Here is a 26,931-nt window from a genome sequence, read left to right as displayed (position 1 = left end):
CGTAGTTTCGTAGTCATGGGCCTTTACCTGACCACGCGCCCGCACGTGGACTTCTGCCACGTCGCCAGTGCGCAGTGTCGCTGATCACGTACCGCTGACACCCTCTCTCCCGTCCATCAGAGGACCCATCGTGATCAAGTTCAGACATGCCCTCCTGGCCGCCTTACTGCCTGCCCTCCTGACGGCCTGCGGCACCGCGCAGGCGAACCCGGGCAAGGAGGTGAAGGTGCTGCGCTACCAGGGCAGCGCGGGCACCGTCACCTTCCCCGAGCTGGCCGAGGCGCTCGGCTATCTCGGCGACGTCAAGCTGAAGTGGGTCGGCAACACCACCTCCGGCCCGCAGGACATCCAGTCGGCGGCCACCGGCCAGGCCGACTTCGGCGGCGCGTTCAACGGCGCCGTCATCAAGCTCAAGGCGGCCAAGGCCCCGATCAAGGCGGTCATCGGCTACTACGGCTCGGACAAGGACACCTACCAGGGCTACTACGTCAAAGAGGACAGCCCGATCAGGACCGCCCGCGACCTCATCGGCAAGAAGATCGGCGTCAACACCCTCGGCGCGCACCACGAGGCCGTCATCAAGGAGTACCTCAAGCGCCAGGGGCTGACGCCCGAGGAGATCAAGCAGGTCCAGCTCGTCGTCATCCCGCCGGTCAACACCGAGCAGGCGATACGCCAGGGGCAGCTCGACGTCGGCACTCTCGGCGGTCCGCTCAGGGACAAGGCGCTCGAGCGCGGCGGCCTGCGTCCCCTGTTCAAGGACGTCGACCTGTTCGGCCCGTTCACGGCGGGGTCCGTCGTGCTCAGAGAGGACTTCATCGCCGAGAACCCCCATACCGTCAAGACGTTCGTGACCGCGTTCGCGAAGGCCATCGAGTGGGCGCAGACCCACTCGCGCGACGAGGTCGTCGCCAAGTTCGAGCAGATCATCGCCAAGCGCGGCCGCAACGAGAGCGCCGACACCGTGCGCTTCTGGAAGAGCACCGGCATCGCCGCCAAGGGCGGGGTCCTCTCCGACCAGGAATTCAAGATCTGGGTCGACTGGCTGGAGCGCGAGGGCGAGATCAAGCCCGGCCAGGTCAAGGTCTCCGACCTCTACACCAACCAGTACAACCCCTTCGCCGGAGGGAACGGCTCATGACCAAGATCAGCATCCGGAACGTGACCAAGACGTTCCAGGTCAGGGACGAGCCGCGGCCGTTCACCGCGCTCTCCGGCATCGACCTCGACGTGCGCGAGGGCGAGTTCCTCACGCTCGTCGGCCCCAGCGGCTGCGGCAAGTCCACCCTGCTCGACCTGATCGCCGGGCTGGCCGTGCCGACGTCCGGCCGGATCCTCATCGACGGCGAGCAGGTTGCCGGGCCAGGGCTCGACCGGGGCATCGTCTTCCAGCAGTACGCGCTGTTCCCCTGGCGCACGGCCCAGTCCAACGTCGAGTTCGGCCTGGAGGCCAAGGGCGTGCCGAAGAAGGAGCGGGTGCGGCGGGCACGCGAGCACCTCTCGCTCGTGGGGCTGGCCGGATTCGAGGAGCGGTATCCGCACGAGCTGTCCGGCGGGATGCGGCAGCGCGTCGCCATCGCGCGCAGCCTCGCGTTCGACCCCGACGTGCTGCTGATGGACGAGCCGTTCGCCGCCCTGGACGCGCAGACCCGCGAGTCCCTGCAGGAGGAGTTGGTGCACGTCTGGGAGCAGACCGGCAAGACCGTCGTGTTCATCACGCACGGCATCGACGAGGCGGTCTACCTCGGGCAGCGGGTCGCGGTGATGACCTCGAGGCCGGGCCGGATCAAGGAGGTCATCGACGTGCGCTTCGACTCACGGGAGGGCGACCTGAGGGCGGACCCGGCCTTCGGCGAGTACCGCCACCGCGTGTGGAGCCTGCTGCGCGAAGAGGTCGCGGCGGCGCAGGTGCAGGAGCGGACGGTGGTGACGGCTCATGGCTGAGCAGCGTCTGCTCCCCGGCGACATCCACTGGTACGACCTGCCCGAGGACGAGGCCGAAGCCGAGACCGAGGCCGAGGAGGACGTCCCGCAGGAGAGACCGCGCCGGCGGCTGCTCGGCGGGCGCGTCCGGCGGGCGGTCACGAACTCCACGGCCATCCTGCTCCTCCTCGCCGCCTGGGAGGCGCTGCCCAGGCTCGGCGTCGTGGACCCCGTCTTCGTCCCGCCGCTCTCGGAGAACGTCGTCGCCTGGTACGACCTCCTCGTCAGCGGCCAGTTGCCCGAGCACCTGGAGGCGTCCCTGGCCCGCTCGCTGGCCGGCTTCGCCCTGGCCATCGTGCTGGCGATCCCGCTCGGCCTGCTGATCGGCTGGTACAAACCGGTCGCCGACTTCCTCACCCCGCTGCTCGAGCTGTTCCGCAACACCTCGGCGGTGGCGCTGCTGCCGGTGTTCACGCTGATCCTCGGCATCGGGGAGACGACGAAGGTCGCGTTCGTGCTGTACGCGTGCTCCTGGCCGATCCTGCTCAGCACCGTCAGCGGCGTGAAGACCGTGGAGCCGCTGCTCATCAAGTCGGCCAGGTCGATGGGCCTGGGCCCGGTCCGGCTGTTCCAGAAGGTGATCCTGCCCGCCGCCGTGCCCACCATCTTCACCGGCGTGCGGCTGGCGGGCGCGTACTCGATCCTCGTCCTGCTGTTCGCCGAGATGGTCGGGGCCAAGGCCGGGCTCGGGTACCTCATCCTCGACACCCAGTCCAGCTTCCGCATCCCCGACATGTACGCGGGCATCATCACGATCTCCGTGCTCGGCGTGCTGTTCAACCTGCTCCTGGTCGCCGTCGAGCGCCGCTTCTCCACCTGGAGGACCACGTGACGAGAAAGCTCCACCTGAACGCCTTCCTCATGGGCGTCGGCCACCACGAGGCGGCCTGGAGACACCCCCGGACCGAGCCCGCCCGCCTCACCGACGTCCGCCACTACCAGGAGCTCGCCAGGATCGCCGAGCGCGGCAAGCTCGATTCCGTCTTCCTCGCCGACGGCGTGGCCCTCCACGGCGACTTCCAAAGTGGCCGAGTCCGCCACGCCCTCCGGCACAACGCCCTCGGCGGCCTCGAACCCCTGACCCTCCTGTCGGCCCTGGCGGCCGTCACCGACCACATCGGCCTCATCGCCACCGTGTCGACGACGTACAACGAGCCCTTCCACGTGGCCCGCAAGTTCGCCTCGCTCGACCACATCAGCGGCGGCCGGGCCGGCTGGAACATCGTCACCTCCGCGGGCGAGGCCGAGGCCCGCAACTTCGGCGTCGTCCGGCCGTCCCACGCCGACCGCTACGCCAGGGCCACCGAGTTCCTGGACGTCGTACGGAAGCTCTGGGACAGCTGGGAGGACGACGCGATCCTGCGCGACCGCACCGGCGGGCTCTACGCCGACACCGGCAAGATCCACGCGATCGAGCACGCCGGCGAGTACTTCGCGGTCAGCGGGCCGCTCAACACCTCCCGCTCGCCCCAGGGCCATCCGCTCCTGGTCCAGGCCGGGTCGTCCGAGGACGGCAAGGAGTTCGCCGCCCGCTACGCCGAGGCCGTCTTCACGGCCCAGCAGACCCTGGAGGAGGGGCAGGAGTTCTATGCCGACCTGAAGCGCCGCCTGGCCGCCTACGGCCGGCGGCACGAGGACGTGCTCGTCCTGCCGGGCATCTCGCCGATCATCGGCTCGACCGAGCGCGAGGCGCTGCGCCTGGAGCAGGAGCTCGAGGACCTCATCATTCCCGCGTACGGGCTGGCGCAGCTCTCCCAGATGACCGGCATCGAACTGACCGAGGACGCGCTGGACAGGCCCCTGCCCGAGGTGTCCGTCGAGACGGAGGGCGCGCAGAGCCGGCGCAAGCTCGTCATCGACCTGGCCAGGCGCGAAGGCCTCACGGTCAGGCAGCTCCTCGGCCGCCTCGCCGGCGGCCGAGGCCACCGCGTCCTCGCCGGCACGCCCGAGCAGATCGCCGACCAGCTCCAGGAGTGGTTCTTCGCCGGGGCGGCCGACGGGTTCAACATCATGCCGCCGATCCTGCCCGGCGGGCTGAGCGACTTCGTGGACCACGTGGTGCCGGAACTGCAGGTCAGAGGCCTGTTCCGGTACGACTACGAGGGCCGTACCCTCCGCGAGAACTACGGCCTGCCCAGACCCGCGTCCCGGTACGCGGGTGCCCGGCGGGAAGAAGTCGCGGTGGCGCGATGAGCATCGTGACGCTGGTCGGCAACCCCCGGGCGGGCTCGCGCACCCTCGCCGTCGCCACGGCGGCGGCCCGGGCGGTCGGCGGCCGCCTCGGGGCCTCGGCGGAGGCGTACGAGGTCGTGGACCTGTCGGGGCTCGGGCCCCACCTGCTCTCGCCCGGCCAGCACCCCGACGTGGGCGCGGCCCTGGAACTCGTCACCGGGGCGAGCCTGCTCGTGGTGGCCGGCCCGACCTACAAGGGCACCTATACCGCACTGCTGAAGTCGCTCCTTGACCGGCTGCCGCCGGACGCGCTGGCGGGCAAGGCGGCGCTGCCGCTGCTGGTCATGGGGGATCCCAAGCATGCGCTGGCGGTGGAGGTGCACCTGCGGCCGCTGCTGGTGGAGCTGGGGGCCTTCGTGCCCACCCCGGGGCTGGCGCTGTTGGAGTCGCAGATTCCGCAGGTGGAGGAGGTGCTGGCCGGATGGGCCGATCGGGTGACGCCGCAGGTGGCCGCTGTGCTCAAGGTAGGGGCGTTTTCATGACGGCCGTGGAGACGCTGCCGGGCAGTGCCGTGGACGCCGACGGGTTCCGGCGGGCGCTCGCCGTGCACGCCGCCGGGGTCGTCATCATCACCGCCCAGAGCGACGGCATCCCCGCCGGGCTCACGGCCACGTCGTTCTCCTCGGTCAGCCTGGACCCGCCCTTGGTCTCCTTCTACGTCGACCGGTCCTCCACCACCTGGCCCTCGATGCGCACCGCGGACCACTTCGCCGTCAACGTCCTGGCCAGCGACCAGGCCGAGCTGGCGGCCAGGTTCGCGCGCAAGGACATCGACCGGTTCGCCGAGCCCACCCGCTGGCGTCCAGGGCCCTTGGGCGCGCCCCTGCTCCAGGACGTCTCCGCCCACCTCGTCTGCCTCCCGCACGACACGGTGGACGTCGGCGACCACCTCCTGGTGGTCGGCCTGGTCGCCGAGGCCAGGGTGCACAGCGCGGGCCGTCCCCTCCTCTATCACCAGGGCCGCTTCGGCCGCTTCATCGCCCACCCGTAAGGAGCACCGCTCAGCACGCACGGCCGCCCGGCGCATCGCCGGGCGGCCGCTCGTCTGTGTGGTGGCACGCGAAAGACCCCGGCCCCATCATCGGGGCCGGGGCCTGCGCAGGCAGGGATCGATCAGGCGGCGATGGGGGAGTACGCGGCCGCGTCGCCCTTCAGCGCCACGCTGGGACGGCCGTCCACGCCCACCGGCACGTCACCCGCGATCGTGACGCGGTGCAGCCGCCGCGGCCGGTCGCCGAAGTCGTGCACCACGCGGTGCTGCGTCGCCCGGTTGTCCCAGATGGCCACGTCGCCGGGCGCCCACCGCCAGCGCACCGTGTTCTCCACCTCCGTGACGTGCTCCTGAACCAGCCGGATGAGGGAGGCGGACGTGTGCGCCGGCAGCCCCACCAGCCGCTTGGCGAAGTCGCCGAGCAGGATCGACCGTTCGCCGGTCTCCGGATGCACGCGCACCACCGGGTGCTCGGTCTCGAACACCGTGGAGGCGAACACCTTGGCGTGCTCCCGGGCCCGGTCGGCGTCCTCGGAGGTGGCGACGCGGACGTAGTCGTACTGGTTGGTGTGCACGGCGCGCAGCCGGTCGAGCAGGTCCCGCAGCTCGGCGGGCAGGTGCTCGTACGCGCTCACGGTGTTGGTCCAGAGCGTGTCACCGCCGGCGGCGGGAACGGCGACGGCCCGCAGCACCGACGCCAGCGGCGGCCGGTCCACGAACGTCACGTCCGTGTGCCAGCGATCCACCTTCTGGCCGTTGCGGTAGTCGAGGTCGAGGATGTGGTCGTTCCCGTTGAGCGAGGGCACGGTGGGATGTGCGGCGGTCGGCTCACCGAGCAGCCGGGCGAAGGCCACCTGGCTCTGCTCGTCCAGCTGGTCCTGGCCGCGGAAGAAGATCACTTTGTGGCCCAGCAGGGCCAGGCGGATCTCCGCGACGACGTCGGCGGGCAGGTCGCCACCGAGCCGCACACCGGAGATCTCGGCGCCTATGCGACCGGCGACAGGGGCGATGGACAGGGATGACATGGGTCTTTTCCTTCCGTAAGAGGGTTGGCCTGCGGTCGGAAGGAGGGACACAGCGCGCTGGCCACGCGGCAGAAGTCCACGTGGCCCCGGATGGTCAGAGCCGTGGTTGTCACGTCACAAACGTAGATCGCCCGTCTCCTATAGTCAATCCAACTGGTAGGAAATAAGGGTTTTCTGTCGTCGGGGTAGCCGTACCGAGCCGACCAGCAGGACGGCGAGTCCGGCGGCGGTGACTCCGGCGCCGACCCAGAGCGGTGAGACGAAGCCGAATCCGGCGCCCAGGGCGAGGCCGCCCAGCCAGGCGCCGAGCGCGTTGCCGAGGTTGAAGGCCGCGATGTTGGCGCCGGAGGCCATCGTGGGCGCGTCCTGGGCGTACCCCATGATCCGCAGCTGCAGCCCTGGTGCGGTGGCCAGTCCGACGGCGCCCATCAGCACCAGCGAGACGACCGTCATGGCCTGGCTCCGCGCCGTCAGCGCGAACACCGCGAGCACCACGGTGAGCAGCGCCAGGATCGCGGCCAGCGAGGTGTTCAGCGCGCGGTCCGCGAGCTTGCCGCCGGCGAAGTTGCCCGCGAACGTGCCCGCACCGAACAGCACCAGCAGCCAGGGCACCGTGGTGGTGGCGAACCCGCTGACCTCGGTGAGCGTGAACGCGATGTAGGCGAACGCGCCGAACATGCCGCCGAAGGCCAGTACGGTGACCGCGGCGGAGACCCAGACCTGCGGCCGCCGGAACGCGCCCAGTTCGCCGCGCAGGCTCGTCTCGGCGGGCGGCGGCGTCGGCGGCACCAGCAGCCGGATGCCGGCCAGCGCGACGACGCCGATGACCGTGATCGCCCAGAACGTCGAGCGCCAGCCGAACTGCTGGCCGAGCAGCGTGCCCAGCGGAACCCCGAGCACGTTGGCCGCTGTCAGCCCGCCGAACATCAACGCGATGGCCCCGGCCCGCCGGTTCGGCGCGACCATGTCGGCCGCGACCACCGATCCGACGCCGAAGAACGCGCCGTGGCAGAGCGCCGCGACGATCCGGCCCGCCATCAGCGCCGGGTAGACCGGCGCGATCGCCGAGATCAGGTTGCCCGCGATGAACAGCACCATCAGCGCGAGCAGCACCTTCTTGCGGTCGAAGCGGGCGATCGCCGCGGTGAGCGCGATGGCGCCGACCGCCACGCTCAGCGCGTAACCCGAGACCAGATACCCGGCCACCGGCTCGGTGACCCCGAAGTCCGCCGCCACCTGGGGCAGCAGGCCGATGAGCCCGAACTCGGTGAGCCCGATGCCGAAACCGCCCAGCGCCAGGGCGAGAAGCCCGATAGGCATGTTCGAATCCTCCAATTGCAGTGCGTCCGCCTTTATGCGGCGCTTGCAATCATTGCGTGCGCTCTGGGTTCTTCACGAGTGGCCGGAGAGCCACTGTGCGAAAGAATCCGGCCATGCGGCCGCGCGGTCGGTGCTCGCCGATCTGGTGGAGGACGTACGGCCCGCGCCCCAACGGCGCGGGCCGCAGACTCATGACGTCAGTGCGAGAACGCCTGGAACTCGGCCGCCCTCACCTGCTCCCGCTGCGGGCTGGCCGTGGCGCAGTCCGTCGCGGGGCTCGGATCCTGGTCCTGCTCACCGGCGTACAGCGGATTGCCGGTGCACTGCGTGCTGACCACCCGCAGCATCAGATGCGTGGCACTGGCCGGCCGGGGTGAGAGGGCTGACAAGATCTCAGTGCGGGACAGGCGGCCGGCGCCTCGACGGATGCTTGCGGTCGTTCTTAGTAACGACATCCCTTACATGGAATGAGGGTTTTCATCCGTCACGCCCGGCGCAGTTCCCGCACTGATCATTCAACCGGCGTCCGATTCGCGTCGCAACCGATTTACCGGTCGGCGAAGAGGGACGCGTACACCGGTCGGCCGTGCTCACTGACCACCTGACCGGCCAGGCCGCCGCCGGTCATGGTGGACAGCCGCAGGTCGAGGTAGCGCTCCTCCTCGACCACGCGCACGTCACCGTCGGGCGCGGGCAGCCAGGAGGCCACCTCGGTCTGCCGCGCCGCCCGGTCGCGGGCCAGCTCGGCGCGCAGCTCCGCCAGGCTCCCCGCGTCGTACGCCTCCGCCGGGGTCCGCTCGGGCTCGGCATGCCAGGCGGCGACCCCGTACGCGAAGCAGACCAGCGCCATCCACATCTCGGCGAAGTACACCGGGTCGGGCGCCAGCTCCAGCCCCGCGAACCTGCCGTCCACGAAGAACAGCGCCCCGAGCTGGCCCGGCAGCAGCTCCAGCCGGCTCTGGAACTGGGTCAGCGTGGCCCGCTTGCGCGACAGGATCTGCTCCAGGTGGCCCCGGGACGGCAGCCCGTACGCGCGGTTGAGCTCGGAGATGTCCGGCCAGAGCTTGGCGTAGTCCTGGCGCCCGCGCTGCCGCAGCGCCTTGGCCCGCAGCTCGACGGGCAGCACGAAGAACCACTGGTCGCGGCCCTCGAGATAGCCGCCCTGGCCGGCCTGGACGCAGCAGGCGTCGTCGAACCGCCTGGTCTGCCCGGCGCCCAGCAGCGCCGAGGAGCACAGGGCGTGGTTCTGGGCGGCGTCCTGGATGTAGCCGAGGTGCAGCGGCACGATCGCCACGCCCTCGCGGGCGCCGTTGTGCAGCTCGACCTGGCCGTACCCGACGACCCGCTTGAGCTTCAGCCCGGAGCGGGGCGGCACGATGCCGGGACGCTCGGGACCCCAGAGAGGCACCATGGTCAGCGCCCCGGCGCGCTGCGGCGTGCCCGCGCGGTAGCCGTCGAGGTCGAGCGGCGCAGGCAGGAGCGTGTCGAGGCTGGTCATGTGCGTGCTCCTTCCAGTCGGCCGAGCATGGCCGTACGGATCCAGTCCCGGCCGGGCTGGCAGTGGCCGAACATCCACGGCAGCAGCCCGGCGAAGTCGTCCTGGTGCCAGAACGGGTGGCGCGGCAGATCCGGCGCGGGGTCGCGCAGGGTGAGGTCGTCGCCGCGGGTGAACGTGGCCTGGCAGAGCACCACGGGCGTCGTGACGCCCGCTCTGGGCAGCGTGGCCGCGACCCGGGCCAGGTCGCCCGGCAGGACGTTCTCGTAGCCGTCGGTCACGATCACCACCAGGTCGGGGCGGGTGTCGAGGGCGTCCAGCAGCCCGCTCGCCAGATCGGTCGCCCCCTCGGGAACCGCCTGCGTGGTGCCGCTCTCGACCACCGTCAGGCGCTCGCAGACCTCGCCCAGGACCAGCCGCAGCGCCGCGGCCTGGGACATGACCGCCCACTCGCGCTCGCCGTACCCGCGCATGGAGCCCGACGTGTCGAGCACCATGGCCACGTGGCCGGTCATGCGCGGCAGCCCGCGCGTCGCCTCGGCCACGTACCCCGCCAGGGCGGGACGCAGCTCGGCGTCCGGCCCGCCGCGGTAGAGGTGCACCAGCGTCGCCGCGATGTCGCCCCGGTTGGTCGGCGTCACGATCGGCGGGTGCTCCCTGACCGGGTCGAGCGGCGCGGGCGGCTCGTGCGGGGCCACCGCGCCGTACGTGCCGGGCGCGTAGAGCGCGCGCACCCGTTCGACCGCCACGGCCGGGTCGGAGGTGAACCGCAGCAGGCTCCGCCGCAGGTAACCGGAGCCGGTGTCGCCGTCGCGGACGAGCCGGGCACACGCGCGGGCGGTCGCCTTGCCCAGCGCGTGCTCGAAGCAGTCGACCAGTGCGGTCCTGCGTGCCTCGATGAGCGCGGCGGCGTCCGGGTGCTCCAGGACGAACGCGACGATGGCCCGCGTGGCGTGCTTGTGGTTGACGCGCATACGCCGCAGCGCCAGGAGCGCGGTCACGGCGTGCGCAGGCGGCAGGCCGAACATGAGCACCCTGGTGACCTTGGCCAGCGTCGCGCGGGCGCCCTCGTCGAGGCCGTCCTGCGAGCCGGCCAGCGTACGCAGCAGCACGCGGGCCCGCTGCCAGGGGAGCGCACCGGGCACCAGCGCGAGCAGCGCGTATCCCTCGGGGTCGCTCAGCTGGGCACTCCGGTGGAGCTCCGCGTCGTCCCATGCCAGATCGCCGCCCCTGGACAGGACCAAAGGGGTGTCGTGCGTCCGGAAATGCTGGAGAAGAGTCGGGGTGTCCACGATCACGAGTTTAGGAATTTCATCCCGCAGAAAGACACCCATTTTCCGCGGCCGCATTTCTGGAAATGCGCGGACGTGTCAAATGCTTTTTCGCCACGCGAGAGGCCCGGCGCGCGGTGGGCGCCGGGCCTCTCGACCGGTCAGGATTTAGTAGATGCGGTACTTACGGCCGCAGTTGTCGAACTTGCCGGCCCAGCAAGTGAACGTGTAGATCTTCTTGATCCCCCGGCCCTGCCAGGCGCCGACCACCTTGCCGTCGAACGAGCGGTTGAACTTGTGCCAGCCGCCGTTCGCGTCGTACTCGAACCACACCCAGCCCTTCTTCCCGCCGACCTTGTCCACGCCGTACCACTTCGTGAAGACCTTGCCACCGCTCTTCCACGTCTTGCCGAACGTGTACGCCTTGTGGTCGCTGGAGAAGAACTTGCCCCAGTTGACAGTCGAGTGGGACTGCGTGGCGGCCTGAGCCGCGGGGGTCATGGCGACACCGGTGACGGCCATCGAGCCTGCCAGGGCGATGGTCGCAAGAGCCTTACGCATTGGGTTTCCTCCCCGTTGTCCGTGCTGCCGGTTCGTCCGGCAGCAGGGACATTACGGAGACCTGGAGCGATCATCTGTGGACAAATCCGCACTGGTAAAGTGATCGGCGACACACCCGCCGGGCGATCATCGGAATACGGCGGTGTCCGTGGGGAGCGGGAGGAACAGCGGTCGCGACGCCTTGGCCTGGGCCGCGCTGTCGCCGCACAGGGCCACGAGCACGTGGTCGACCAGGGCGTAGTCGATCGGGCTCGGCACGACCTGGCCGTTGTCGTCAATCCGCTGGTACTTCATGAGGTTGAACCCGTACGACAGCTGGCGGGCGCCGTCCGGGCTGGACAGCGACTGCGTGCCCATCCCGAACACGGCCCCGTCGTGCCCCCAGAAACGGCCGCAGGGCAGGTCGAGTGCGTAAAGCCCGAGGCCGTACGCGACCGACCCTCCGCCCACCTGCACCGGCACCGTCTTCTGCATCTCGGCGAGCTGGGCGGCGCCGACGAGCTCGCCGCGCAGCAGCGCCCGGTAGAAGCGGTTGAGATCGTCCATCGTGGACACGATCGCGCCCGCCGTGCCGGCCCATGACATGTTGTAGACGCTGTAGTCGCGCGGCGGGTCGATGAGGCCGAACCACGACTCGTACGCCTTGGAGTGCGGGCCCGGGATCAGCGGCGTGCGCGGGAAGGACGTGTGGCGCAGGCCGGCCCTGCGGATGACGTTGCGGGTGATGTACTGCTCGGCGCCGGTGCCCGTGACCTTCTTCAGGAGCAGGCCCGCGAGGACGTAGTTGGTGTTCGAGTACGAGCCGGGCACCGCCCCCGGCTCGCCGGTCGGGGTGGCGGCCAGACCCAGCCGGACCAGCTCCTCAGGGGAGAACGTGCGGAAGCGGTTGTCGTCCAGGCTCTTGGTCGAGCCCTGCAGCAGCGACGGGAACGCCGGGCCGATGTAGTCGGCGATGTGGCTGGTGTGGTTGAGGACCATCCGCACGGTGATCCGCCGGCCGCGCTCGCCGGGGACGAGATCGGGCAGGTAGCGGCCGATCGGGGCGTCCAGCTCGACGGTGCCGCGTCCGACCTGCTGGAGGATGGCCACCGAGGTGAACGTCTTGCTGATGCTGCCCACCCGCTGCACCATGTCGGGGCGTACGGGGCGGCGCGTGTCCACATCGGCCACGCCGGACGCGCCCCGCCACGTCTGGTCACCGTCGCGGACCTCCGAGTAGATGCCGAACATGCCGGCCTCGTGGACGGCGTCCAGGGACTGCTGGAGCTCCGGCCTCATGTCCTGGGCGGTCCCGGCGAAGGCCGGGGCGGTCAGCGTTCCTGCCGCGAGTAACACGCCTGCCGCGGTCGCGACGGCCAGCCGCAGGGTGCGGCCCGCGACCGGCGTTCTGAATCGGCGAGATGTCATGGAGGCAGCATCGTCCAGCGGGGCACGCGCCGTCAGTGGGCAGTGTCATCGGCTCCCCATGACACGAGTCATCCCCTGCTGTTCAGTACGCTTCTCTACCGGCTCGTTCGCCGAGGAAAGGACACGTCGGATGCCCCACGCGGCGCGGCCCACGGTCACGCTGCACGACGTGGCCGCGGCGGCCGGGGTCTCGGTCTCCACCGAGTCCAGGGTCCTGGGCGGCAGCACGCGGAAGGTCGCGCCCGAGTTCGAGGCGCGCGTGCTGGCTGCGGCGGCGGCCCTGCGGCGATCCGCTTCGCGCTGGAGAAGGCGGGCACGGGTGAGCGGCTCGTGCTGGAGGGTGGCTGATCGTCCGCGGAAGCACCCGCACCCGGGAGTGAGCGCACCCGTCACTGCGCACGCAGGGCCGGGCGGCGGGCCCAGGTGACCCACCGCCACAGCCACTCGATCGGGCCCTGGAGATAGCGGTTGAGCCAGAGCGTGGACCAGACCCACTGGAGGAGGAGGATGACGCCCGCGATCACCAGGACCGTGGCTATGGACCATTCGTGCGGCACCCCGCCGACCAGCCGGGTGGCCACGAGCACGAGCACGGTGGCGCTCAGGTAGTTGGTCAGCGCCATCCGTCCCAGCGGCGCGAAGACCTTCTCCAGCGCCGGCCGGAGCGGTGTTCTGAGCAGGAGCAGCAGGACGCACACGTAGACGCCCGCGATCAGCAACCCTCCGATGGAGAACCAGAGGCTGAAGGTCGCGTCGCTGATCCGTGTCTCGGTCTGCAGCCACAGGACGGGCACAGCCCCCGCCGCGAAGACCAGGCCCAGTGCGGCCGGAACGCGGACGGAGCGCTCTATCCGTTCGATCACGCCGTATCGAGTCAGCGCCGAGCCCAGCAGGAACAGCCCGGGCACCAGTGGCACGCCGTTGATGCCGAGGATCGGCGGTGTCGCGATGAGGGCGGCGGCGAGCACCGCGACGGTCCAGCGCGGCAGCCAGGTCGAGGGCAGCAGCACCACCAACCCGACGACGGCGTAGATGGCCAGGATGTCGCCTTCCCACAGCAGCAGATGGTGCGCCAGCCCTATCGCGAGCAGCGCCAGCAGTCTGCGCAACAGCAGCAGCCGAGGCCGGGCCGTCCGCTCGGCGGCCGAGTCCAGCAGGAGGGAGAACCCGACGCCGAACAGCAGGGAGAAGATCGGAAAGAAGCGCTGCTCGACCAGCAGGCCCAGCCAGAGCTCCCCGGGACTCGCCGGTCCTCCTGACACGGGCGGCGCGCCCATGCTGGCGATCGGCTGGACGTTGGCCAGCAGGATCCCGCACAACGCGAACCCGCGGATCACGTCCAGCGCCGCGATCCGCCGGCGTCGTTGACGAACTTCGGATGACATTTCGTATGACACGGGCCTCATCCTGCGGAGCGCGACCGGCTCCCCACATCGGCGGAAAGCAGGGACCGGAACAGTACTTTCGGCCGGTACAAGACGGCGGGGTGTCTCTCCTAGCCTGGACGCTGTGCGCGTTCCCGATCGGCTCAGGGTGGCGGCCGACGCCGGACTCGGCGTCGTGCTCGTGGCGGCCGTCGCCTACCAGGCCTACCGGGTCGCCGGCAGCTGGGGCGGCGGCTCCTGGCTGTTCGGGGCGGCCGCCGGCGCGGTGGTGTGCGTGCTCGCCCTGGTGCGCCGCCGCGACCGGTTGTGGACCGCGGTCGCGGGCCTGGTCGCGGCGGCACTCGCCGTCCTCGCCACCCTCGTCGTCCACCTGCCCGCCGAGCCCGGCCCCGCCATGTCCCTGGGCCTGACGGTGCTCGTCGGCTCCGCCGTCAGGACGCTCCCCGCCCGCGCGGCCGGCGCCGTCGGGGCCGCGGGCCTGACCGTGGTGGCGGGCGGCTTCCTCGCCCACCCCGGCTCGCCCGTGCCGGTGCTCGCCGGCCTGGCCTGGCTCGCCGCCCTGACGATCGGGCTCACCCCCCGTCTCCTCGCCGCCCGCCGCCACACCGTCGCCGAGCGCGTACGGCGTGCCGAACGCCTCGAGCTGGCCAGGGAGCTCCACGACGTCGTGGCCCACCACATCACCAGCGTCGTGCTCCAGGCCCAGGCCGCCCGCCTCGTCACCGCCAGGCACCCGGAGAAGACGGCCGGCTCCCTGGCCGACATCGAGACCGCCGGCTCCGAGGCCCTGGCCGCCACCCGCCGCGTGGTCGGCCTCCTGCGCGAGCCCGCTCCCGCCCCGGCGGGCGGCGAACGGCTCGGCGAGCTGATCGAGGGCTTCCACGGCCCCCGGGCGCATCTGCGGCTGGACGCCGATCCGGCCGGCTGGTCCCCCGAGGTGAGCAGCACCGTGTACCGGGTCGTACGGGAGTCGCTGACCAACGTCTCCAAGCACGCCCCGCGTGCCCGCGCGGTGGCCGTCGGCATCACCCAGGACGAGCGGGCCGTCACGGTGGAGGTCGAGGACGACGCCCCGCCGGTGGCCGCCCGCCGCTACCGCCGCGCCGGATACGGACTCGTCGGAATGCGCGAACGCCTCGAAGCCCTCGGCGGCACCCTGACCGCCGGCCCCCGCCCCGGCTCCGGCTGGGCCGTCCGCGCGACTGTCCCCACCCGCACCCGTCGATGACCATCCGGGTGCTGCTGGCCGACGACCAGCCGATGATCAGGGCGAGCCTGCGGATCATCCTCGAGAACGAGCCCGACATCGCCGTGGTCGCCGAGGCGTGCGACGGCGTCGAGGCGATCGAGCAGGCCCGCAGGACGCGCCCGGACGTGTGCCTCGTGGACATCCAGATGCCCCGGCTCGACGGGATCGAGGTCGCCCGGGCCCTGGCCGACGCCCCGCCCCGGGTGGTCATGGTCACCACGTTCGACCTGGACGAGTACGTCCACGGCGCGCTGCGGTGCGGCGCGGCCGGGTTCGTGATGAAGGACGCGGGTCCTGGCCTGCTGGTCGAAGCGGTGCGGGCCGCGTACGCGGGGGACGCCCTCATCTCGCCGTCGATCACCCTGCGGCTGCTGCGCCAGGTCGCCGGCGCCCGCAGAGCCCGCGTGCCCGCGCAGCCCCTGACCGCGCGGGAGGTCGAGATCGTCCGGGCCCTCGCCAGGGGACGCACCAACCGGGAGATCGCCGACGAGCTGGTCATCTCGCTGAGCACCGTCAAGGGATACGTGTCGGGCATCCAGGTCAAGCTCGGCGCGCGCAACCGGACGGAGATCGCGGCGTGGGCGTGGGAGAGCCCCACCATGCGCCCTCAGCTCGGTTGATCGCCCTTGACGTCCAGGTAATACACGTGCAAACCTGCGGAATACGTCTCCATGGAAAACGCTTTCCCGCCCGGCGCCTGACATTCCCCCACATAGGAGCATCATCTTGACAAAACGGAAGTACCGGGCCGCGATTGTCGGAACCGGTGCGATCGCCCATGCGCACGCCCAGGCCGTCCGCGGGTCCGGGCGGGCGGAGCTCGTGGCCGTGGCCGACGTGGACGCCGAGCGGGTGACGGCGTTCGCCGAGAAGTACGACGTGACGAGCACCCACGCGAGCCTGGACGACCTGCTTGGGGAGGAGGAGGTCGACCTCGTCCACCTGTGCACGCCGCCTCAGCTGCACACGCCGCTGGCCATCGCGTGCCTGGAGGCCGGGGTGACAGCGCTGGTGGAGAAGCCGCCGACGCTCTCGCTCGCCGAGTTCGACGCGTTGATCGAGGCGGAGCGTCACACCACGGCGCACGTCGCGACCGTCCTGCAGCACCGCTTCGGGGCGGGCGCGCTCCGGCTGCGCCGCCTGCAGGAGGCCGGCGAGCTGGGCCGCCCGCTGCTGGCCACGTGCGACACCCAGTGGTACCGCGACGACGCGTACTACGCGGTCCCGTGGCGCGGCACGTGGGAGTCGGAGGGCGGCGGGCCGACCATGGGGCACGGCATCCACCAGTTCGACCTGCTGTTCTCGATCCTCGGCCCGTGGCGCGAGGTCACAGCCGTGGCCGCGCGCCAGTCGCGCCCGGTGGACACCGAGGACGTCTCCATGGCGCTGGTGACGTTCGAGAACGGCGCGGTGGCCACGGTCGTGAACTCCGTCGTGTCCCCGAGGCAGACCTCCCGGCTCCGCTTCGACTACGAGCGCGCCACCGTCGAGGTGGAGCACCTGTACGGCTACACCGACGACGACTGGACCGTGACCCCGGCGCCCGGCCAGGACACGGTGTCGGACCTGTGGGCACAGGGGCACAGCACCGTGCCGAGCGGCCACGACGGCTGGCTCGCCGCCGTCTACGACGCGCTCGACCGGGGCGAGGCGCCTCCGGTGACCACCGAGGACGCCCGCCGGACGATGGAGTTCATCGCCGCGCTGTACACCTCCGCCTTCACCGGCGAGCGCGTACGAGCCGGACAGATCACCGCTGACAGCCCGTTCGCCCTGCGCATGGACGGCACAGGCGCTCCTTGGGGGAAGTGAGGAACCCGTGACTCTGCAAGCCACACACCTGCTCGACCGCGAAGTGACCGTCGCGGCGGGCGACGTCGACCTGTTCACCTACGTCTACCGTCCCGACACGCCGGTGCTGGAGTCGCCCAAGCCGTACCTGCACCCGATCCGCACCGTCGGCGGCCGGCTGGTGTCGCTGTTCCGGCCGCACGACCACGTCTGGCACAAGGGCATCGCCTGGTCGCTGCCGCATGTGGGGGAGCACAACTTCTGGGGCGGGCCGACGTACGTGCACGGGAAGTTCTACGTGCAGCTCGAGAACAACGGCAGCGCCACGCACCGCGAGATGACCGCGCTGACGGCGACCGGCGGGCGGGCCGAGATCGCGCACACGCTCGACTGGACCTCGCAGGCCGGCGCCCCGGTCATCGGGGAGCGGCGGTCGCTGTCCGCGCAGGTGCTGGACGAGGCGACGTGGGCGCTGGTGTTCGAGACGGAGATGACGAACGTGTCGGGCGGCACGCTCGCGTTCGGCTCCCCGACCACGAAGGGCCGCGAGAACGCCGGGTACGGCGGCCTCTTCTGGCGCGGCCCCAGGTCGTTCACCAACGGCATCATCCAGTCGCCGGCCGGGGCGGGCGGTGACGAGCTGCGCGGCACGCGCGCCGAGTGGTTCGGCTTCCGCGGCCGGCACGACGAGACCGGCGACCACTCCACGATCGTCGTGGTCGACGCCGCCTCCAACCCGCAGCACCCGCCGCAGTGGTTCGCCAGGAGCGAGGACTTCGCCTGCCTGTGCCCGGCGCCGTTCTTCAGCGAGGAGGTCGAGCTGCCGGACGGGGAGTCGCTGCGGTTCCGGTACGCGGTCGTGATCGCCGACGGCGACCGGGGCGAGGAAGGGACCGAGCTGCTGGCCAAGCAGGGCCGGGCGGCGCTGGCATGACCTTCCCCGGAGGCACCTCGGTCAGCCGCCTGTCGGTCTACTCCGGCAGCCCGTGCGCCGACGGGCTGGAGGGCGGCACGCCGCACGTGCACACGGCCTCCACGGAGGCGTACGTGGTCGTCGGCGGGCACGGCACGCTCCAGACGCTCGACGTGAACGGGCTGCGCGAGACGGAGCTGAGCGCGGGGACGACCGTGTGGTTCACGCCCGGCACCATCCACCGCGCGGTCAACCGCGCCGATGATGGGGGCGGCCTGGAGGTGGTGGTCGTGATGTCGAACGCCGGTCTCCCCGAGGCCGGTGACGCGGTCATGACGTTCCCCTCGGAGATCGTCTCCGACCCGGACCGCTACCAAGAGGCCGCCACCCTCCCCACCCAAAGACAGGAGGAGGCCGTGCGGAGGCGGCGGGAGCTGGCCGTCGAGGGGTTCCTTCGACTCGCCGACGCCGCCGCCAAGGGCGACCTGGCCCCGCTCCACCGCTTCTACGACCACGCCATCGCACTCGTCCGCCCCAAGGCGGCGGGATGGCGTGCCATCTGGGAGGAGACCGTCGCCGAGCAGGCCCGCCGCACGGCCGGCATCCTCGACGCCCTGGAGCTCGGCGACGGCACGCACCTGCGCCGGTCCGCCCTGATGGAGAGCCCGGCGCACGACCGGTGGGGCATGTGCGGCCACCTGCGTGCGCACGACGTGGCCAACCCCATCGTCCACACCCGTTGACCTGCACCTCGCCCTGAAGGGACGAGGATTCCCGTGCAGCCTGCGGCGGCAACCCACAGCGCTGGACGCCATAGTGGGCGCGCCTCCGCAGGGAGGCGCGCCGAACACCCCCAGAGCCCGGCGATGCCCACGTTACGCACCCTGTTGACGGCACGGTCACCGGGCGCGTGCCGCTCCCGGCCTGTGTCGTCCTGCGTGAGAGCACCCCGCCCCGCCACGGAAAAGAGCGTGCGGAACGGCCCCGCCACGAAGCATGATCGCGGCATGGGCTATGAGGAGCTGATCCGCGAGGCGCTGACCACGCCGTTCCAGGGCTGGGACTGGGCCGTCTTCCGAGGCCGGATGACCACCGCCGACGACCTGCCGTGGGACTACGAGGAGCTGGTGCGCGAGCGGCTGCCGAAGGCGGCGTCCCTGCTCGACCTCGGCACCGGAGGCGGCGAGCTGCTGTCGTCCCTGGCCCCGCTCCCGCCCCGCACCGCCGCCACCGAGGGGTACGCGCCCAACCTCCCGATAGCCCGGCGCCGCCTGGAGCCGCTGGGCGTCGAGGTGGCCGAGGCGGGCTCCGCGTTTCCCGGCGGTTCGTTCGAGCTGATCGTCAACCGGCACGAGGCGTACGAACCGCGCGAGATCCGCCGCCTCCTCACCCCGGGCGGCACGTATGTCACCCAGCAGGTGGGAGGGCGCGACCTGGAAGAGATCAACCAGGCCCTGGACGCCCCGCCGCACGAGGACCACGGCTGGGACCTCGCGACCGCGGCCGCCGCTCTCACCGAGGCGGGGCTCGACGTCACCTGGTGCCGCGAGTCGAGCCAACCTGTCACGATCGACGACGTGGGCGCGCTCGTCCGCTACCTCCGCGTCGTCTCGTGGCAGATCCCCGGCTTCACCGTCGAGGAGTACGAGGACCGGCTCCGCGCGCTGCACGCGGAGATGGCGGGCGGCCGCCCACTGCGAGCGACCGCCCACCGCTTCGCCCTGATCGCCCAGCACGTCCACGCCTGACATCCGTGATCCCGGCCGGCTTGCCTACGTGATGCGGACGCTCCGCGTTCCGAAAACCCGCACTTGCCGCTCTAGGGTCAATTTCATGACATGTCCTCTTATGTGATGCTGCTATTCGATTTATTCGTAACTTAGGCCCCGCCACTAACTCCCCGCTTTCAAGGCTCTTGCAGTCACCGGTCGCGCGGGGACGTCAATCTTGCATCCGAGGTCAAGAGATGGCCCCCCGCGAGTGGGTTTTTCCCTCCGCACTCCCGCACCCACCAGTGGCAGAGGCCACGGTCGAGATGGAAAGCTGCCCGAAGCCGCCTCAGTCGTCCTGCGAAGGGGGCAGGGGCGGAAACCCCGCAGTGCACTGGAAGGGAGTGCGGCATGACTCAAGACGCCGGCCGCGTCGCGGCCAAGCGGATCAACGACCACGTGGAGATCATCCACGAGGACAACCCGGACCTGGTGCTGGAGGTCCCGCGCCGCGACTGGGTGGCGTTCACCGCAGCGGTCAAGTCGGGCGCGTTCGACCTTGAGGCGCTCCACCGGGAGGCCGAGGAACACGTGGCCTGACCTTCTCCGCTGCACGAAAGGCGCCCGCTTTCAGCGCAGTGGAGCGGGCGCCTCCGCATGACCGGGGAGGCTTAGTAATGTCCGAAAGTTTCGGTGGCTCTCCGAAATATTCTTGACGGCCTTTGAGAGGGACATCTAGAGTCCGAAATCAGTGATCGGTTTGAGCCTTCGAAACTTTCAGAAGGAATGCCATGACATCAGTGAACGCTCCGGGCCTCGCGCCCTGGCGGGACAGCGCACGCACGGTCGGCGAACGCGTGGAGGCACTCCTGGCGGAGATGACGCTGGAGGAGAAGGTCGCGCAGCTCGGGTCCATCTGGCTCCAGGTCGGCGGAGACGGCAACGTGGCGCCCCTGCAGGACCGGTTCAAGGCCGTGGAGACGCTGGACGAGCAGCTGAGCCACGGCCTCGGCCACCTCACCCGCGTCTACGGCACCGCGCCGGTGTCCGTCGCCGAGGGCGCCGCCCGGCTGCGGGAGCTCCAGGAACGGGTGGTGGCCTCCAACCGCCTGGGCATTCCGGCGATCGCCCACGAGGAGTGCTTGACGGGGTTCGCCACGTTCGGGGCGACGGCGTATCCGACGCCGCTGGCGTGGGCGGCGACGTTCGACCCCGATCTGGTCGAGCGGATGGCGGCGGCGATCGGCGCTGACCTGCGGGCGGCGGGGGTGCACCAGGGGCTGTCGCCGGTCGTGGACGTGGTGCGGGACTATCGGTGGGGGCGGGTGGAGGAGTCCCTGGGCGAGGACCCGCACCTGGTGGGCCGGCTGGGTGCGGCCTACGTACGCGGCCTGGAGAGCGCCGGGGTCATCGCCACGTTGAAGCACTTCGCCGGGTACGGGGCCTCCCGCGCGGCCCGCAACCACGCCCCGGTCAGCATCGGGCCCCGCGAACTGGCCGACGTGATCCTGCCGCCGTTCGAGATCGCGCTGCGCGAAGGTGGCGCCCGCTCAGTCATGGTCTCCTACACCGACCTCGACGGTGTGCCCGTCGGGGCCAGCGCGGACCTGCTGCGCCGGCTGCTGCGCGAGGATTGGGGGTTCGAGGGGACGGTGGTGTCCGACTACTGGTCCATCCCGTTCCTGGCCTCCATGCACCAGGTGGCCGAGGACGCCGCGGGGGCCGGCGCCGTCGCGCTGACCGCGGGCGTCGACGTGGATCTGCCCGAGACGATCTCGTACGGCCCCCACCTGGTCGCGAACGTCCGCGCCGGCCGGGTGGCCGAGTCGGCGGTCGACGAGTCCGTACGCCGGATCCTGCGCCAGAAGATCGAGCTCGGACTGCTGGACGGCGGCCCGCTGGTCCCGGAGGGCGCGGACGGCGTCGATCTGGACAGCCCGCGCAACCGCGCGATAGCCGCCGCGATCGCGGAACGTTCTGTCGTGCTCCTGAGCAACCCCGACAACCTGCTGCCCATCGGCCCCGGCACGACCGCCCGGCTGGCGGTCATCGGGCCGTGCGCCGACGACCCGCGTACCATGATGGGCTGCTACGCCTTCCCCAACCACGTGCTCGACCGCTACCCGGAGCACGGCATGGGGCTGAGCGTCGCGTCCATCAGGGAGTGCTTCGGGGCCGAGTTCCCCTACGCCGACGTGCGGTACGAGAAGGGCGTCGACGTGTCGGGCGACGACCGGTCGGGCATCGCCGGGGCCGCCGAGGCCGCGGCCGAGGCGGACCTCGCGCTCGTGTTCGTGGGGGACCGGGCGGGGCTGTTCGGCGGCGGCACGTCCGGCGAGGGGTGCGACGCGCCCCACCTGCGGCTGCCCGGCCTCCAGCCGGAGCTGGTGGAGGCGGTCCTGGCGACCGGCACACCCACCGTCCTGGTCGTCGTCTCCGGCAGGCCGTACGCGCTCGGCGCGTACAAGGACCGGGTCGCCGCCGCGGTCCAGGCGTTCTTTCCCGGCGTGGAGGGCGGGGCCGCTGTGGCCGGCGTCCTGAGCGGCCGGGTGAACCCGTCGGGCCGCCTGCCCGTGCAGATTCCCGAGACGCCCTTCGTCAACCCGTCCACCTACCTGCAGCCGCCGCTCGGCGGGAGGACCGAGGGCATCACGTCGGTCGATCCCACTGCGGCGTACGCGTTCGGGCACGGCCTGTCGTACTCCGCCATCGCGTACGTGGCCCTGACCACGGATCGGGCCGAATGCCCCACCAGCGGCTCGATCGAGGCGCGTGTGACGGTCCGCAACACCGGGTCCAGGGCCGCCGAGGAGGTGGTGCAGCTCTACGCCTCCGACCCGGTCGCGCAGGTCGCCAGGCCCGTGGTCCAGCTCATCGGGTTCGCCAGGGTGGCGCTGGAGCCGGGGGAGGAGCGCGTGGTGGCGTTCGACGTGCCCGCGCACGCATTCTCCTACACCGGGATCGATCTGCGCCGCATCGTCGAGCCGGGCACGATCGTGCTCACCGCCGGGCCGTCGGCGCAGGAGCGGCCGCTGCGCGCGGACATCCGCCTCACCGGCGAGACCGCCGTCCTCGGCGCCCGGCTCTGAGCAGGTGAGCGCTTGCGGCGATCCAGGCCGTCCTGCCGGGCGACTGGCTCTCGCCGCATTAGCTTTCCGCCAATCCCAAGACCAGTTCTGCCGCCTTCATCGCGGCGACGTTCCCCGCCACATCGTGTACGCGCACGATCCGCGCCCCCTGGTACACGCACATCGTGTTGGCGGCGATCGTCCCGATTCGCAGTTCTTCGCTGCCTCGCTCCGCACCCAGGCTTTCCCTGATGAAATGCTTGTTGCTGCACGCCACCAGAGTCGGGTAGCCCATGGCCGTGATCTCGCCGAGCCTCCGACTCAGCGCGTTCGAGTGCTCGGTGTTCTTGTTCAGATCGTGCCCCGGATCGATGATGATTTTCTCCGGCTCGATTCCCGAACCGACCGCATAGTCCACTCGCTGCCGCAGGAAGGCCGCCACCTCGGAGACAACGTCCTCGTAGGTCGGCCTCACTACCTTTTCGCCCGGCCCTCCCAGGCTATGGGTGATGATGACGCTCATTCCCGTTTCGGCAATCAGCCCCGCCATGCCTGGCGAGCGGAGTCCGTGGGTATCGTTGATCACGTCCGCGCCTGCCTTGTAGCTCGCTTCCGCTACCTCTGGCAGATGCGTGTCCACGCTGATCACCGCGTCACTCAGTTCCCGGATGCCGCGAATCACCGGGACCACGCGGTCTATCTCTTCGGCCGGCGACAAAGGCGGCTGGTCGCTCCGGAACGCTCGCCCTCCGACGTCTATCCATTCCGCACCCTCACGTAGAGCCTGCTCCGCTCTACCGACCGCCTGGGTGACCGCCATCGACCTGTTCGGATCCAGACCGCTGTTCGGGGTGCGATTGACAATTCCCATCACCACTATGTGTCGCGCAAAATCGAACTCTCGCCTGCCGATCCTTCGCACCGGCGCTATGAGTTCGGGATAGTACGCTTGCATTACTTTCCGCTCTTTCGGAAGTGTATGATCCATCGCACTATAGTCCGGCCCGTGTATGTAACCATCAGGCCCTGTCGTAGACCATGGCGATCTCGCCCAGTTCGCCGCTCTGCTGGTGGGTGAGGGTCCACTTGGTCGCCGGCAGACCGTCGTCGAACAGTCGCTGCCCGCCCCCGGCGATCTCGGGGAAGATCATCAGGTAGAGCCGGTCGAGCAGGTCTGCCGCCAGGAGCGGTTTGATGATGCTCGCGCTGCTGTTGACGAGAATGTCGCCCTCACCGGTGGCCTTGAGGTCGGCGACGACGTCGGCGGCGGGGGCGTTCACCACGCGGGTGCGTTCCCACGGGGCCTCAGTCAGGGTGGTCGACAAGACCACCTTCTCCGTGTTGACCAGCCAGGTGGCGTATCCGCGATCACGAGGGTCGGCGTTGTCGTCTTCGGCGACCGATGGCCAGTAGCCCATGAATCCTTCGGCGTTGAGTCGGCCGAGCAGCGCCGTCGTCGCGCTCTCCCAGATGCGGTTCATGTGGTTCCGTGCGACCTCGCTGGTCACATAGGGGGCGAACGCGGCGAAATCGCCCGGTCCGCCGGGGCCGTTGTAACGCCCGTCGAGGGTGAGGCTCAGGTTCGCGGTCACCCTGCGTCCGGTCGAGTTGGTCATTCGGTGCTCCTGGTATGAGGGGTGTGGGTTTCCGCGGCGAGGATCGCCGCGAGCTTGTCGAGGCTCTGGCCGAAGCCGATCTCGACGCCTGCGATGAAGTCCGCGGACTCGACCGTGCTGTCGGTGATGCGGAAGTGAACGTCGAGCTCCGTGCCGGTATCGGTGGGCCGGAGGTCCAGGTCGAGGTGGGCGGTGAAGGCGAGGCTGCCGTCGGCGAGCTGAGGGGAGAGCCGGTAGGCCAGGCGTTCACCGGGGCGTACGTCCTCGACGACTCCCAGCGCGCGCCCGGCGATCAGGTCGGAGCCGTCGACATCTTCGGCATCGCGGTATTCATGGAGGATCCGCCCACCCTGCCGTGCCTCGAAGACGAGCTCGGAGACGCGCAGGTCGTCCGGCGTCCACCAGCGGGCGAGCAGCGAGGCCTCGGTCAGGTGGCGCCAGACCTGCTCCGGTCCCGCCGCCAGCGACCGGTGGAACCGGAACGAGCGGCCGTCGGCCCAGCCCGGCTCCCTGGCGGCGAGTCGCTCCGCGTGGAGGCTGAGCCCGTAACGGTCGTAGGTCTCGCGCGGGCCGCCGGCCTGCTCCGCGGTGTCGGCCAGCCGAGTGAGCGCGGCCGCCAGCTCCCGCAGGGGTGCGGCCCGGAGCGCGTAGACGCGGCGCTGGCCGGAGCGCTGGGAGGTGACGACGCCGGCACGCTCGAGCGCCTGCAGGTGCTTGGTCGTCTGCGGCTGGCGCGCCTCGGCGAGCTGGGCGAGAACGCCGACCGGCCGGGGCCGCTCGGCCAGCAGGCCCACGAGCCGCCAGCGGGCCGGGTCGGCCAGGGCGGTGAGGATTGCGTCCATGCCCAGAAGTATTCACTGTGACGAATATTCGTGTCAAGGAATATCTCTCGGCTGATGGACGGTTTCGCGCGCGTCAGGCCGCCCATGACGCGCGCTCTCGGGGCCGTACCTGGTCAGGTGCCCGTGACGATGTCCAGCCGCCAGGCGCTCAGGACCCCGGCCGTGGCGTGCGAGGGAGCGAGGTCGCTCACCAGTAACGTCCACCCGCCGCCCGCCGGCTGGCCCACCAGCGGAGTGACGGCCGACGGCGGCTCGGTCGCGTACTGCAGCAGCTTCGAGGTGTCCAGGGTGGCCTCCCGGTGCGCCAGGACGATGCGCCGGCCGGTCGGCGAGTGGAGCACGATCCGCAGGTCCTCAGGGTGGTTGTGGTCGAGGTCGATGAGGATCTTCAGCGTCCGCACGGTCCCCTCGGCCTCGATCGTGATCGTGTCGGCCACGCCGTGCGGATCGCTGTCGGGGATGCGCAGCGCCGGGCGCGACACCGAGCTGAACGCGGCGCCGTTCACGCCCACCGGCCCCGCCCTGAAGCGGATGGTCTGGCCGGGGTCGCTGATCGCCGACAGGGTCAACCCCGACTCGGCGCCGCTCCACAGCAGGCTGGCGGGCACGGTCGAGTGCGACAGCGCCGTGCCGTCCACCCGGCCGTACAGGTCGCGGCTGTCGCCCGAGTTGAGGTTGTTCTCCAGGTCGAGGTGGCCGTCGGCCTGCAGCAGCGCGATCTGGTAGTGGTGCAGCGGCGTCCCGTCCTGCAGCTCGTTGGAGCCGCGGGTGTCGCAGTGGTACACGGCCAGGCCGCCGGCCGGCGAGTGGAGGTCGAAGCCGAGCTTGGAGCGGTTCTCCACCAGGAAGTACTCCTCGTCCGTCCCGGTCGAGTAGCGGAACACCTTGCGGTAGTCGCCGTGCTCGGCCTGATACACGCCGGCGAGGTTGAGTTCCGTCTTCTCAGGACACCAGCCGGCCAGGTCGCGCAGGTAGGCGCTGACAGGCGCGGGCGTCTTGCCGCCGTCCAGGTGGTTGCCGGCGCTCATCAGGCAGTACAGGCCGAGGCCCGAGCTGGTGAAGTCGTCGCCGTCGCGGCGGCCGTAGTCGTACAGGTCGGGGAAGCGGCACAGCAGGTGCCCGCTCTCGTGGCAGAACGTGCCGATCGTGAGCTGCTCGGGGCCCTCGCCCATGCTCGTCACCAGGTAGAAGTGCGTACGCATGTCGCCGAACTCCAGCTCGACGACGCTGTTGTGCGGCCACAGCACGCTGTCCTTGATGTACTGCGTCTTGCCGGCGTACAGGACGATCAGGGCGTCCACCACGTTCTGGCCGAGCGAGTCGTACCGGGTGAGGTCGACGCCCGAGTCGACGGCCGCCCGCAGCGCCTCCGGCACCAGCACGTCGAAATTGGCGGGGTCGGCGTAGAAGGTGATGTCGTGGCTCATCCTGAACGGGCCCACGACGTCGTTGGTGAAGTCCAGCAGGTCGCTCGACATGGTCTTGTAGTACTCGTTGACCGAGCACGCGTTGCCGTTCTCGCGATAGCCGGGGGCGTTGAGCAGCGCGTCCACCTGCGCCGGCGTGACCGTCGTGGCCTGGTCGGGGAAGTCGACGAGGATCGTCAGGCCGCGCACGGAGCCGACGCTGAGCCTGCGGCCCTCCAGCAGCCCGCCCGTCGGCCCGAAGGTCAGCGCGGAGTCCTCCGCCGCCTCCGCCGAGAGCGTGCCCGGCCTGCGCCGCCGGTGCGCCTCGGCCATGACCGGGCCCGACTCGCGCAGGTGGCGCGGCACGCCGCCGGGCGCGTCGTAGGAGTCGATCCGGACCCCCGTGGACTGGAACCGCCCGTCCTTCAGGTCGGCGTAGCAGTAGGCGCCGGCGGAGGCGTCGTAGACGGTGGTGTAGCCGTCGAGAGTTTCGTAGCGGGCGTAGTGCTCGTCCCCGAACACGACGAGCCGCACCTCCTCGCCCTCCGCCTGGGTGAAGCTCAGCGTCTCTCCGAATATGGCGCTCATCGCGAGCCCTCCGGTGTCCAGTGGGAGATTCCCTCCGATCGTCACTGAGCGCCGGTGGAACCGCCTGAGTACACCCGTA

27 protein-coding genes are annotated in these 26,931 nt (G+C 70.7%); 15 read left to right on the top strand and 12 right to left on the bottom strand.

Annotation, left to right across the window (positions count from 1 at the left end; genetic code table 11):
- Positions 1-130 precede the first annotated feature (130 nt).
- The 6 genes from ABD830_RS08840 to ABD830_RS08815 are packed head-to-tail and all read left to right on the top strand — an operon-like array spanning position 131 to position 5,206.
- Positions 131-1,141 (top strand): ABC transporter substrate-binding protein, encoded by a 1,011-nt coding sequence (locus tag ABD830_RS08840; RefSeq protein WP_344986003.1) that lies wholly within the window; start codon positions 131-133, stop codon positions 1,139-1,141.
- The gene (locus tag ABD830_RS08835) at positions 1,138-1,944 is read left to right on the top strand and encodes an ABC transporter ATP-binding protein (protein WP_344986002.1); all 807 of its coding nucleotides are present in this window, start codon (positions 1,138-1,140) and stop codon (positions 1,942-1,944) included. The genes ABD830_RS08840 and ABD830_RS08835 overlap by 4 nt, the downstream gene beginning before the upstream one ends.
- Positions 1,937-2,815, top strand: coding sequence for an ABC transporter permease (locus tag ABD830_RS08830; RefSeq protein ID WP_344986001.1), 879 nt, complete (start codon positions 1,937-1,939; stop codon positions 2,813-2,815). The genes ABD830_RS08835 and ABD830_RS08830 overlap by 8 nt, the downstream gene beginning before the upstream one ends.
- Positions 2,812-4,176 carry an LLM class flavin-dependent oxidoreductase gene (locus tag ABD830_RS08825; protein WP_344986000.1) on the top strand — a complete coding sequence of 455 codons (1,365 nt, stop codon included), beginning with the start codon at positions 2,812-2,814 and terminating at the stop codon, positions 4,174-4,176. The genes ABD830_RS08830 and ABD830_RS08825 overlap by 4 nt, the downstream gene beginning before the upstream one ends.
- A complete protein-coding gene (locus tag ABD830_RS08820; RefSeq protein ID WP_344985999.1) occupies positions 4,173-4,697 on the top strand; it encodes an NADPH-dependent FMN reductase in 525 nt (174 codons plus the stop codon). The genes ABD830_RS08825 and ABD830_RS08820 overlap by 4 nt, the downstream gene beginning before the upstream one ends.
- On the top strand, positions 4,694-5,206 hold the full coding sequence (locus ABD830_RS08815) for a flavin reductase family protein (RefSeq protein ID WP_344985998.1): 513 nt from the start codon (positions 4,694-4,696) through the stop codon (positions 5,204-5,206). Before ABD830_RS08820 ends, ABD830_RS08815 begins: the two co-directional genes overlap by 4 nt.
- Before the next feature lie 122 nt (positions 5,207-5,328).
- Here ABD830_RS08815 and ABD830_RS08810 read toward each other — a convergent pair whose 3' ends face one another.
- From ABD830_RS08810 to ABD830_RS08780, 7 genes are all read right to left on the bottom strand, one after another.
- The gene (locus ABD830_RS08810; protein ID WP_344985997.1) at positions 5,329-6,231 is read right to left on the bottom strand and encodes a TauD/TfdA dioxygenase family protein; all 903 of its coding nucleotides are present in this window, start codon (positions 6,229-6,231) and stop codon (positions 5,329-5,331) included.
- A gap of 144 nt (positions 6,232-6,375) precedes the next feature.
- A complete protein-coding gene (locus ABD830_RS08805; protein ID WP_344985996.1) occupies positions 6,376-7,551 on the bottom strand; it encodes an MFS transporter in 1,176 nt (391 codons plus the stop codon).
- Between the two features lie 197 nt (positions 7,552-7,748).
- The gene (locus ABD830_RS08800) at positions 7,749-7,940 is read right to left on the bottom strand and encodes a hypothetical protein (protein WP_344985994.1); all 192 of its coding nucleotides are present in this window, start codon (positions 7,938-7,940) and stop codon (positions 7,749-7,751) included.
- Positions 7,941-8,098: 158 nt separating this feature from the next.
- A complete protein-coding gene (locus ABD830_RS08795) occupies positions 8,099-9,049 on the bottom strand; it encodes an ARPP-1 family domain-containing protein (RefSeq protein ID WP_344985993.1) in 951 nt (316 codons plus the stop codon).
- Entirely contained in the window at positions 9,046-10,338 is a 1,293-nt protein-coding gene (locus tag ABD830_RS08790; protein ID WP_344985992.1) for a vWA domain-containing protein, read from the bottom strand. Before ABD830_RS08790 ends, ABD830_RS08795 begins: the two co-directional genes overlap by 4 nt.
- A gap of 147 nt (positions 10,339-10,485) precedes the next feature.
- Positions 10,486-10,878, bottom strand: coding sequence for a hypothetical protein (locus tag ABD830_RS08785; protein ID WP_344985991.1), 393 nt, complete (start codon positions 10,876-10,878; stop codon positions 10,486-10,488).
- A gap of 126 nt (positions 10,879-11,004) precedes the next feature.
- Positions 11,005-12,285 (bottom strand): serine hydrolase domain-containing protein, encoded by a 1,281-nt coding sequence (locus ABD830_RS08780; RefSeq protein ID WP_344985990.1) that lies wholly within the window; start codon positions 12,283-12,285, stop codon positions 11,005-11,007.
- A gap of 130 nt (positions 12,286-12,415) precedes the next feature.
- Here ABD830_RS08780 and ABD830_RS08775 point away from each other — a divergent pair, with 130 nt between their 5' ends.
- A complete protein-coding gene (locus ABD830_RS08775) occupies positions 12,416-12,712 on the top strand; it encodes a LacI family DNA-binding transcriptional regulator (protein WP_344985989.1) in 297 nt (98 codons plus the stop codon).
- Here the strand turns inward: ABD830_RS08775 and ABD830_RS08770 are convergent.
- The gene (locus ABD830_RS08770) at positions 12,675-13,670 is read right to left on the bottom strand and encodes a DUF418 domain-containing protein (protein WP_344985988.1); all 996 of its coding nucleotides are present in this window, start codon (positions 13,668-13,670) and stop codon (positions 12,675-12,677) included. The two genes, ABD830_RS08775 and ABD830_RS08770, sit on opposite strands and share 38 nt — an antisense overlap.
- Positions 13,671-13,794: 124 nt before the next feature.
- Between ABD830_RS08770 and ABD830_RS08765 the strand changes: the two genes are divergently transcribed.
- From ABD830_RS08765 to ABD830_RS08730, 8 genes are all read left to right on the top strand, one after another.
- A complete protein-coding gene (locus ABD830_RS08765; RefSeq protein WP_344985987.1) occupies positions 13,795-14,898 on the top strand; it encodes a sensor histidine kinase in 1,104 nt (367 codons plus the stop codon).
- The gene (locus tag ABD830_RS08760; protein ID WP_344985986.1) at positions 14,895-15,539 is read left to right on the top strand and encodes a response regulator; all 645 of its coding nucleotides are present in this window, start codon (positions 14,895-14,897) and stop codon (positions 15,537-15,539) included. The genes ABD830_RS08765 and ABD830_RS08760 overlap by 4 nt, the downstream gene beginning before the upstream one ends.
- Before the next feature lie 106 nt (positions 15,540-15,645).
- Positions 15,646-16,731, top strand: coding sequence for a Gfo/Idh/MocA family protein (locus ABD830_RS08755; RefSeq protein WP_344985985.1), 1,086 nt, complete (start codon positions 15,646-15,648; stop codon positions 16,729-16,731).
- Between the two features lie 7 nt (positions 16,732-16,738).
- On the top strand, positions 16,739-17,644 hold the full coding sequence (locus ABD830_RS08750; protein ID WP_344985984.1) for a DUF6807 domain-containing protein: 906 nt from the start codon (positions 16,739-16,741) through the stop codon (positions 17,642-17,644).
- Positions 17,641-18,366 carry a cupin domain-containing protein gene (locus ABD830_RS08745; protein ID WP_344985983.1) on the top strand — a complete coding sequence of 242 codons (726 nt, stop codon included), beginning with the start codon at positions 17,641-17,643 and terminating at the stop codon, positions 18,364-18,366. The genes ABD830_RS08750 and ABD830_RS08745 overlap by 4 nt, the downstream gene beginning before the upstream one ends.
- 264 nt (positions 18,367-18,630) lie before the next feature.
- Entirely contained in the window at positions 18,631-19,371 is a 741-nt protein-coding gene (locus ABD830_RS08740; RefSeq protein WP_344985982.1) for a class I SAM-dependent methyltransferase, read from the top strand.
- A 372-nt stretch (positions 19,372-19,743) separates the two neighbouring features.
- Positions 19,744-19,932, top strand: coding sequence for a hypothetical protein (locus ABD830_RS08735; protein WP_344985981.1), 189 nt, complete (start codon positions 19,744-19,746; stop codon positions 19,930-19,932).
- 191 nt (positions 19,933-20,123) lie between these two features.
- Positions 20,124-22,421, top strand: coding sequence for a glycoside hydrolase family 3 protein (locus ABD830_RS08730; protein ID WP_344985980.1), 2,298 nt, complete (start codon positions 20,124-20,126; stop codon positions 22,419-22,421).
- A gap of 58 nt (positions 22,422-22,479) precedes the next feature.
- On the opposite strand, the gene folP is transcribed toward ABD830_RS08730, so the two are convergent.
- From folP to ABD830_RS08710, 4 genes are all read right to left on the bottom strand, one after another.
- Positions 22,480-23,355 carry a dihydropteroate synthase gene (gene folP / locus ABD830_RS08725; RefSeq protein ID WP_344985979.1) on the bottom strand — a complete coding sequence of 292 codons (876 nt, stop codon included), beginning with the start codon at positions 23,353-23,355 and terminating at the stop codon, positions 22,480-22,482.
- A 64-nt stretch (positions 23,356-23,419) separates the two neighbouring features.
- The gene (locus ABD830_RS08720) at positions 23,420-24,016 is read right to left on the bottom strand and encodes a dihydrofolate reductase family protein (RefSeq protein WP_344985978.1); all 597 of its coding nucleotides are present in this window, start codon (positions 24,014-24,016) and stop codon (positions 23,420-23,422) included.
- Positions 24,013-24,858, bottom strand: coding sequence for a metalloregulator ArsR/SmtB family transcription factor (locus ABD830_RS08715; RefSeq protein WP_344985977.1), 846 nt, complete (start codon positions 24,856-24,858; stop codon positions 24,013-24,015). Before ABD830_RS08715 ends, ABD830_RS08720 begins: the two co-directional genes overlap by 4 nt.
- Before the next feature lie 113 nt (positions 24,859-24,971).
- The gene (locus tag ABD830_RS08710; RefSeq protein WP_344985976.1) at positions 24,972-26,852 is read right to left on the bottom strand and encodes a M6 family metalloprotease domain-containing protein; all 1,881 of its coding nucleotides are present in this window, start codon (positions 26,850-26,852) and stop codon (positions 24,972-24,974) included.
- Between the last annotated feature and the right edge of the window lie 79 nt (positions 26,853-26,931).

Source organism: Nonomuraea helvata (assembly GCF_039535785.1).
Classification (GTDB): Bacteria; Actinomycetota; Actinomycetes; order Streptosporangiales; family Streptosporangiaceae; genus Nonomuraea; species Nonomuraea helvata.
The sequence above is the reverse complement of the archived record's forward strand: the minus strand, read 5'-3'. Positions and strand labels throughout refer to the sequence as shown.

Coding starts and splice junctions, on each gene's coding strand:
- ABD830_RS08835 (WP_344986002.1), top strand. CDS start 1,138: ATGACCAAGATCAGCATCCGGAACGTGACCAAGACGTTCCAGGTCAGG.
- ABD830_RS08830 (WP_344986001.1), top strand. CDS start 1,937: ATGGCTGAGCAGCGTCTGCTCCCCGGCGACATCCACTGGTACGACCTG.
- ABD830_RS08820 (WP_344985999.1), top strand. CDS start 4,173: ATGAGCATCGTGACGCTGGTCGGCAACCCCCGGGCGGGCTCGCGCACC.
- ABD830_RS08815 (WP_344985998.1), top strand. CDS start 4,694: ATGACGGCCGTGGAGACGCTGCCGGGCAGTGCCGTGGACGCCGACGGG.
- ABD830_RS08810 (WP_344985997.1), bottom strand. CDS start 6,231: ATGTCATCCCTGTCCATCGCCCCTGTCGCCGGTCGCATAGGCGCCGAG.
- ABD830_RS08805 (WP_344985996.1), bottom strand. CDS start 7,551: ATGCCTATCGGGCTTCTCGCCCTGGCGCTGGGCGGTTTCGGCATCGGG.
- ABD830_RS08795 (WP_344985993.1), bottom strand. CDS start 9,049: ATGACCAGCCTCGACACGCTCCTGCCTGCGCCGCTCGACCTCGACGGC.
- ABD830_RS08785 (WP_344985991.1), bottom strand. CDS start 10,878: ATGCGTAAGGCTCTTGCGACCATCGCCCTGGCAGGCTCGATGGCCGTC.
- ABD830_RS08780 (WP_344985990.1), bottom strand. CDS start 12,285: ATGACATCTCGCCGATTCAGAACGCCGGTCGCGGGCCGCACCCTGCGG.
- ABD830_RS08775 (WP_344985989.1), top strand. CDS start 12,416: ATGCCCCACGCGGCGCGGCCCACGGTCACGCTGCACGACGTGGCCGCG.
- ABD830_RS08770 (WP_344985988.1), bottom strand. CDS start 13,670: ATGTCATCCGAAGTTCGTCAACGACGCCGGCGGATCGCGGCGCTGGAC.
- ABD830_RS08760 (WP_344985986.1), top strand. CDS start 14,895: ATGACCATCCGGGTGCTGCTGGCCGACGACCAGCCGATGATCAGGGCG.
- ABD830_RS08745 (WP_344985983.1), top strand. CDS start 17,641: ATGACCTTCCCCGGAGGCACCTCGGTCAGCCGCCTGTCGGTCTACTCC.
- ABD830_RS08740 (WP_344985982.1), top strand. CDS start 18,631: ATGGGCTATGAGGAGCTGATCCGCGAGGCGCTGACCACGCCGTTCCAG.
- ABD830_RS08735 (WP_344985981.1), top strand. CDS start 19,744: ATGACTCAAGACGCCGGCCGCGTCGCGGCCAAGCGGATCAACGACCAC.
- ABD830_RS08730 (WP_344985980.1), top strand. CDS start 20,124: ATGACATCAGTGAACGCTCCGGGCCTCGCGCCCTGGCGGGACAGCGCA.
- folP (WP_344985979.1), bottom strand. CDS start 23,355: ATGCAAGCGTACTATCCCGAACTCATAGCGCCGGTGCGAAGGATCGGC.
- ABD830_RS08720 (WP_344985978.1), bottom strand. CDS start 24,016: ATGACCAACTCGACCGGACGCAGGGTGACCGCGAACCTGAGCCTCACC.
- ABD830_RS08715 (WP_344985977.1), bottom strand. CDS start 24,858: ATGGACGCAATCCTCACCGCCCTGGCCGACCCGGCCCGCTGGCGGCTC.
- ABD830_RS08710 (WP_344985976.1), bottom strand. CDS start 26,852: ATGAGCGCCATATTCGGAGAGACGCTGAGCTTCACCCAGGCGGAGGGC.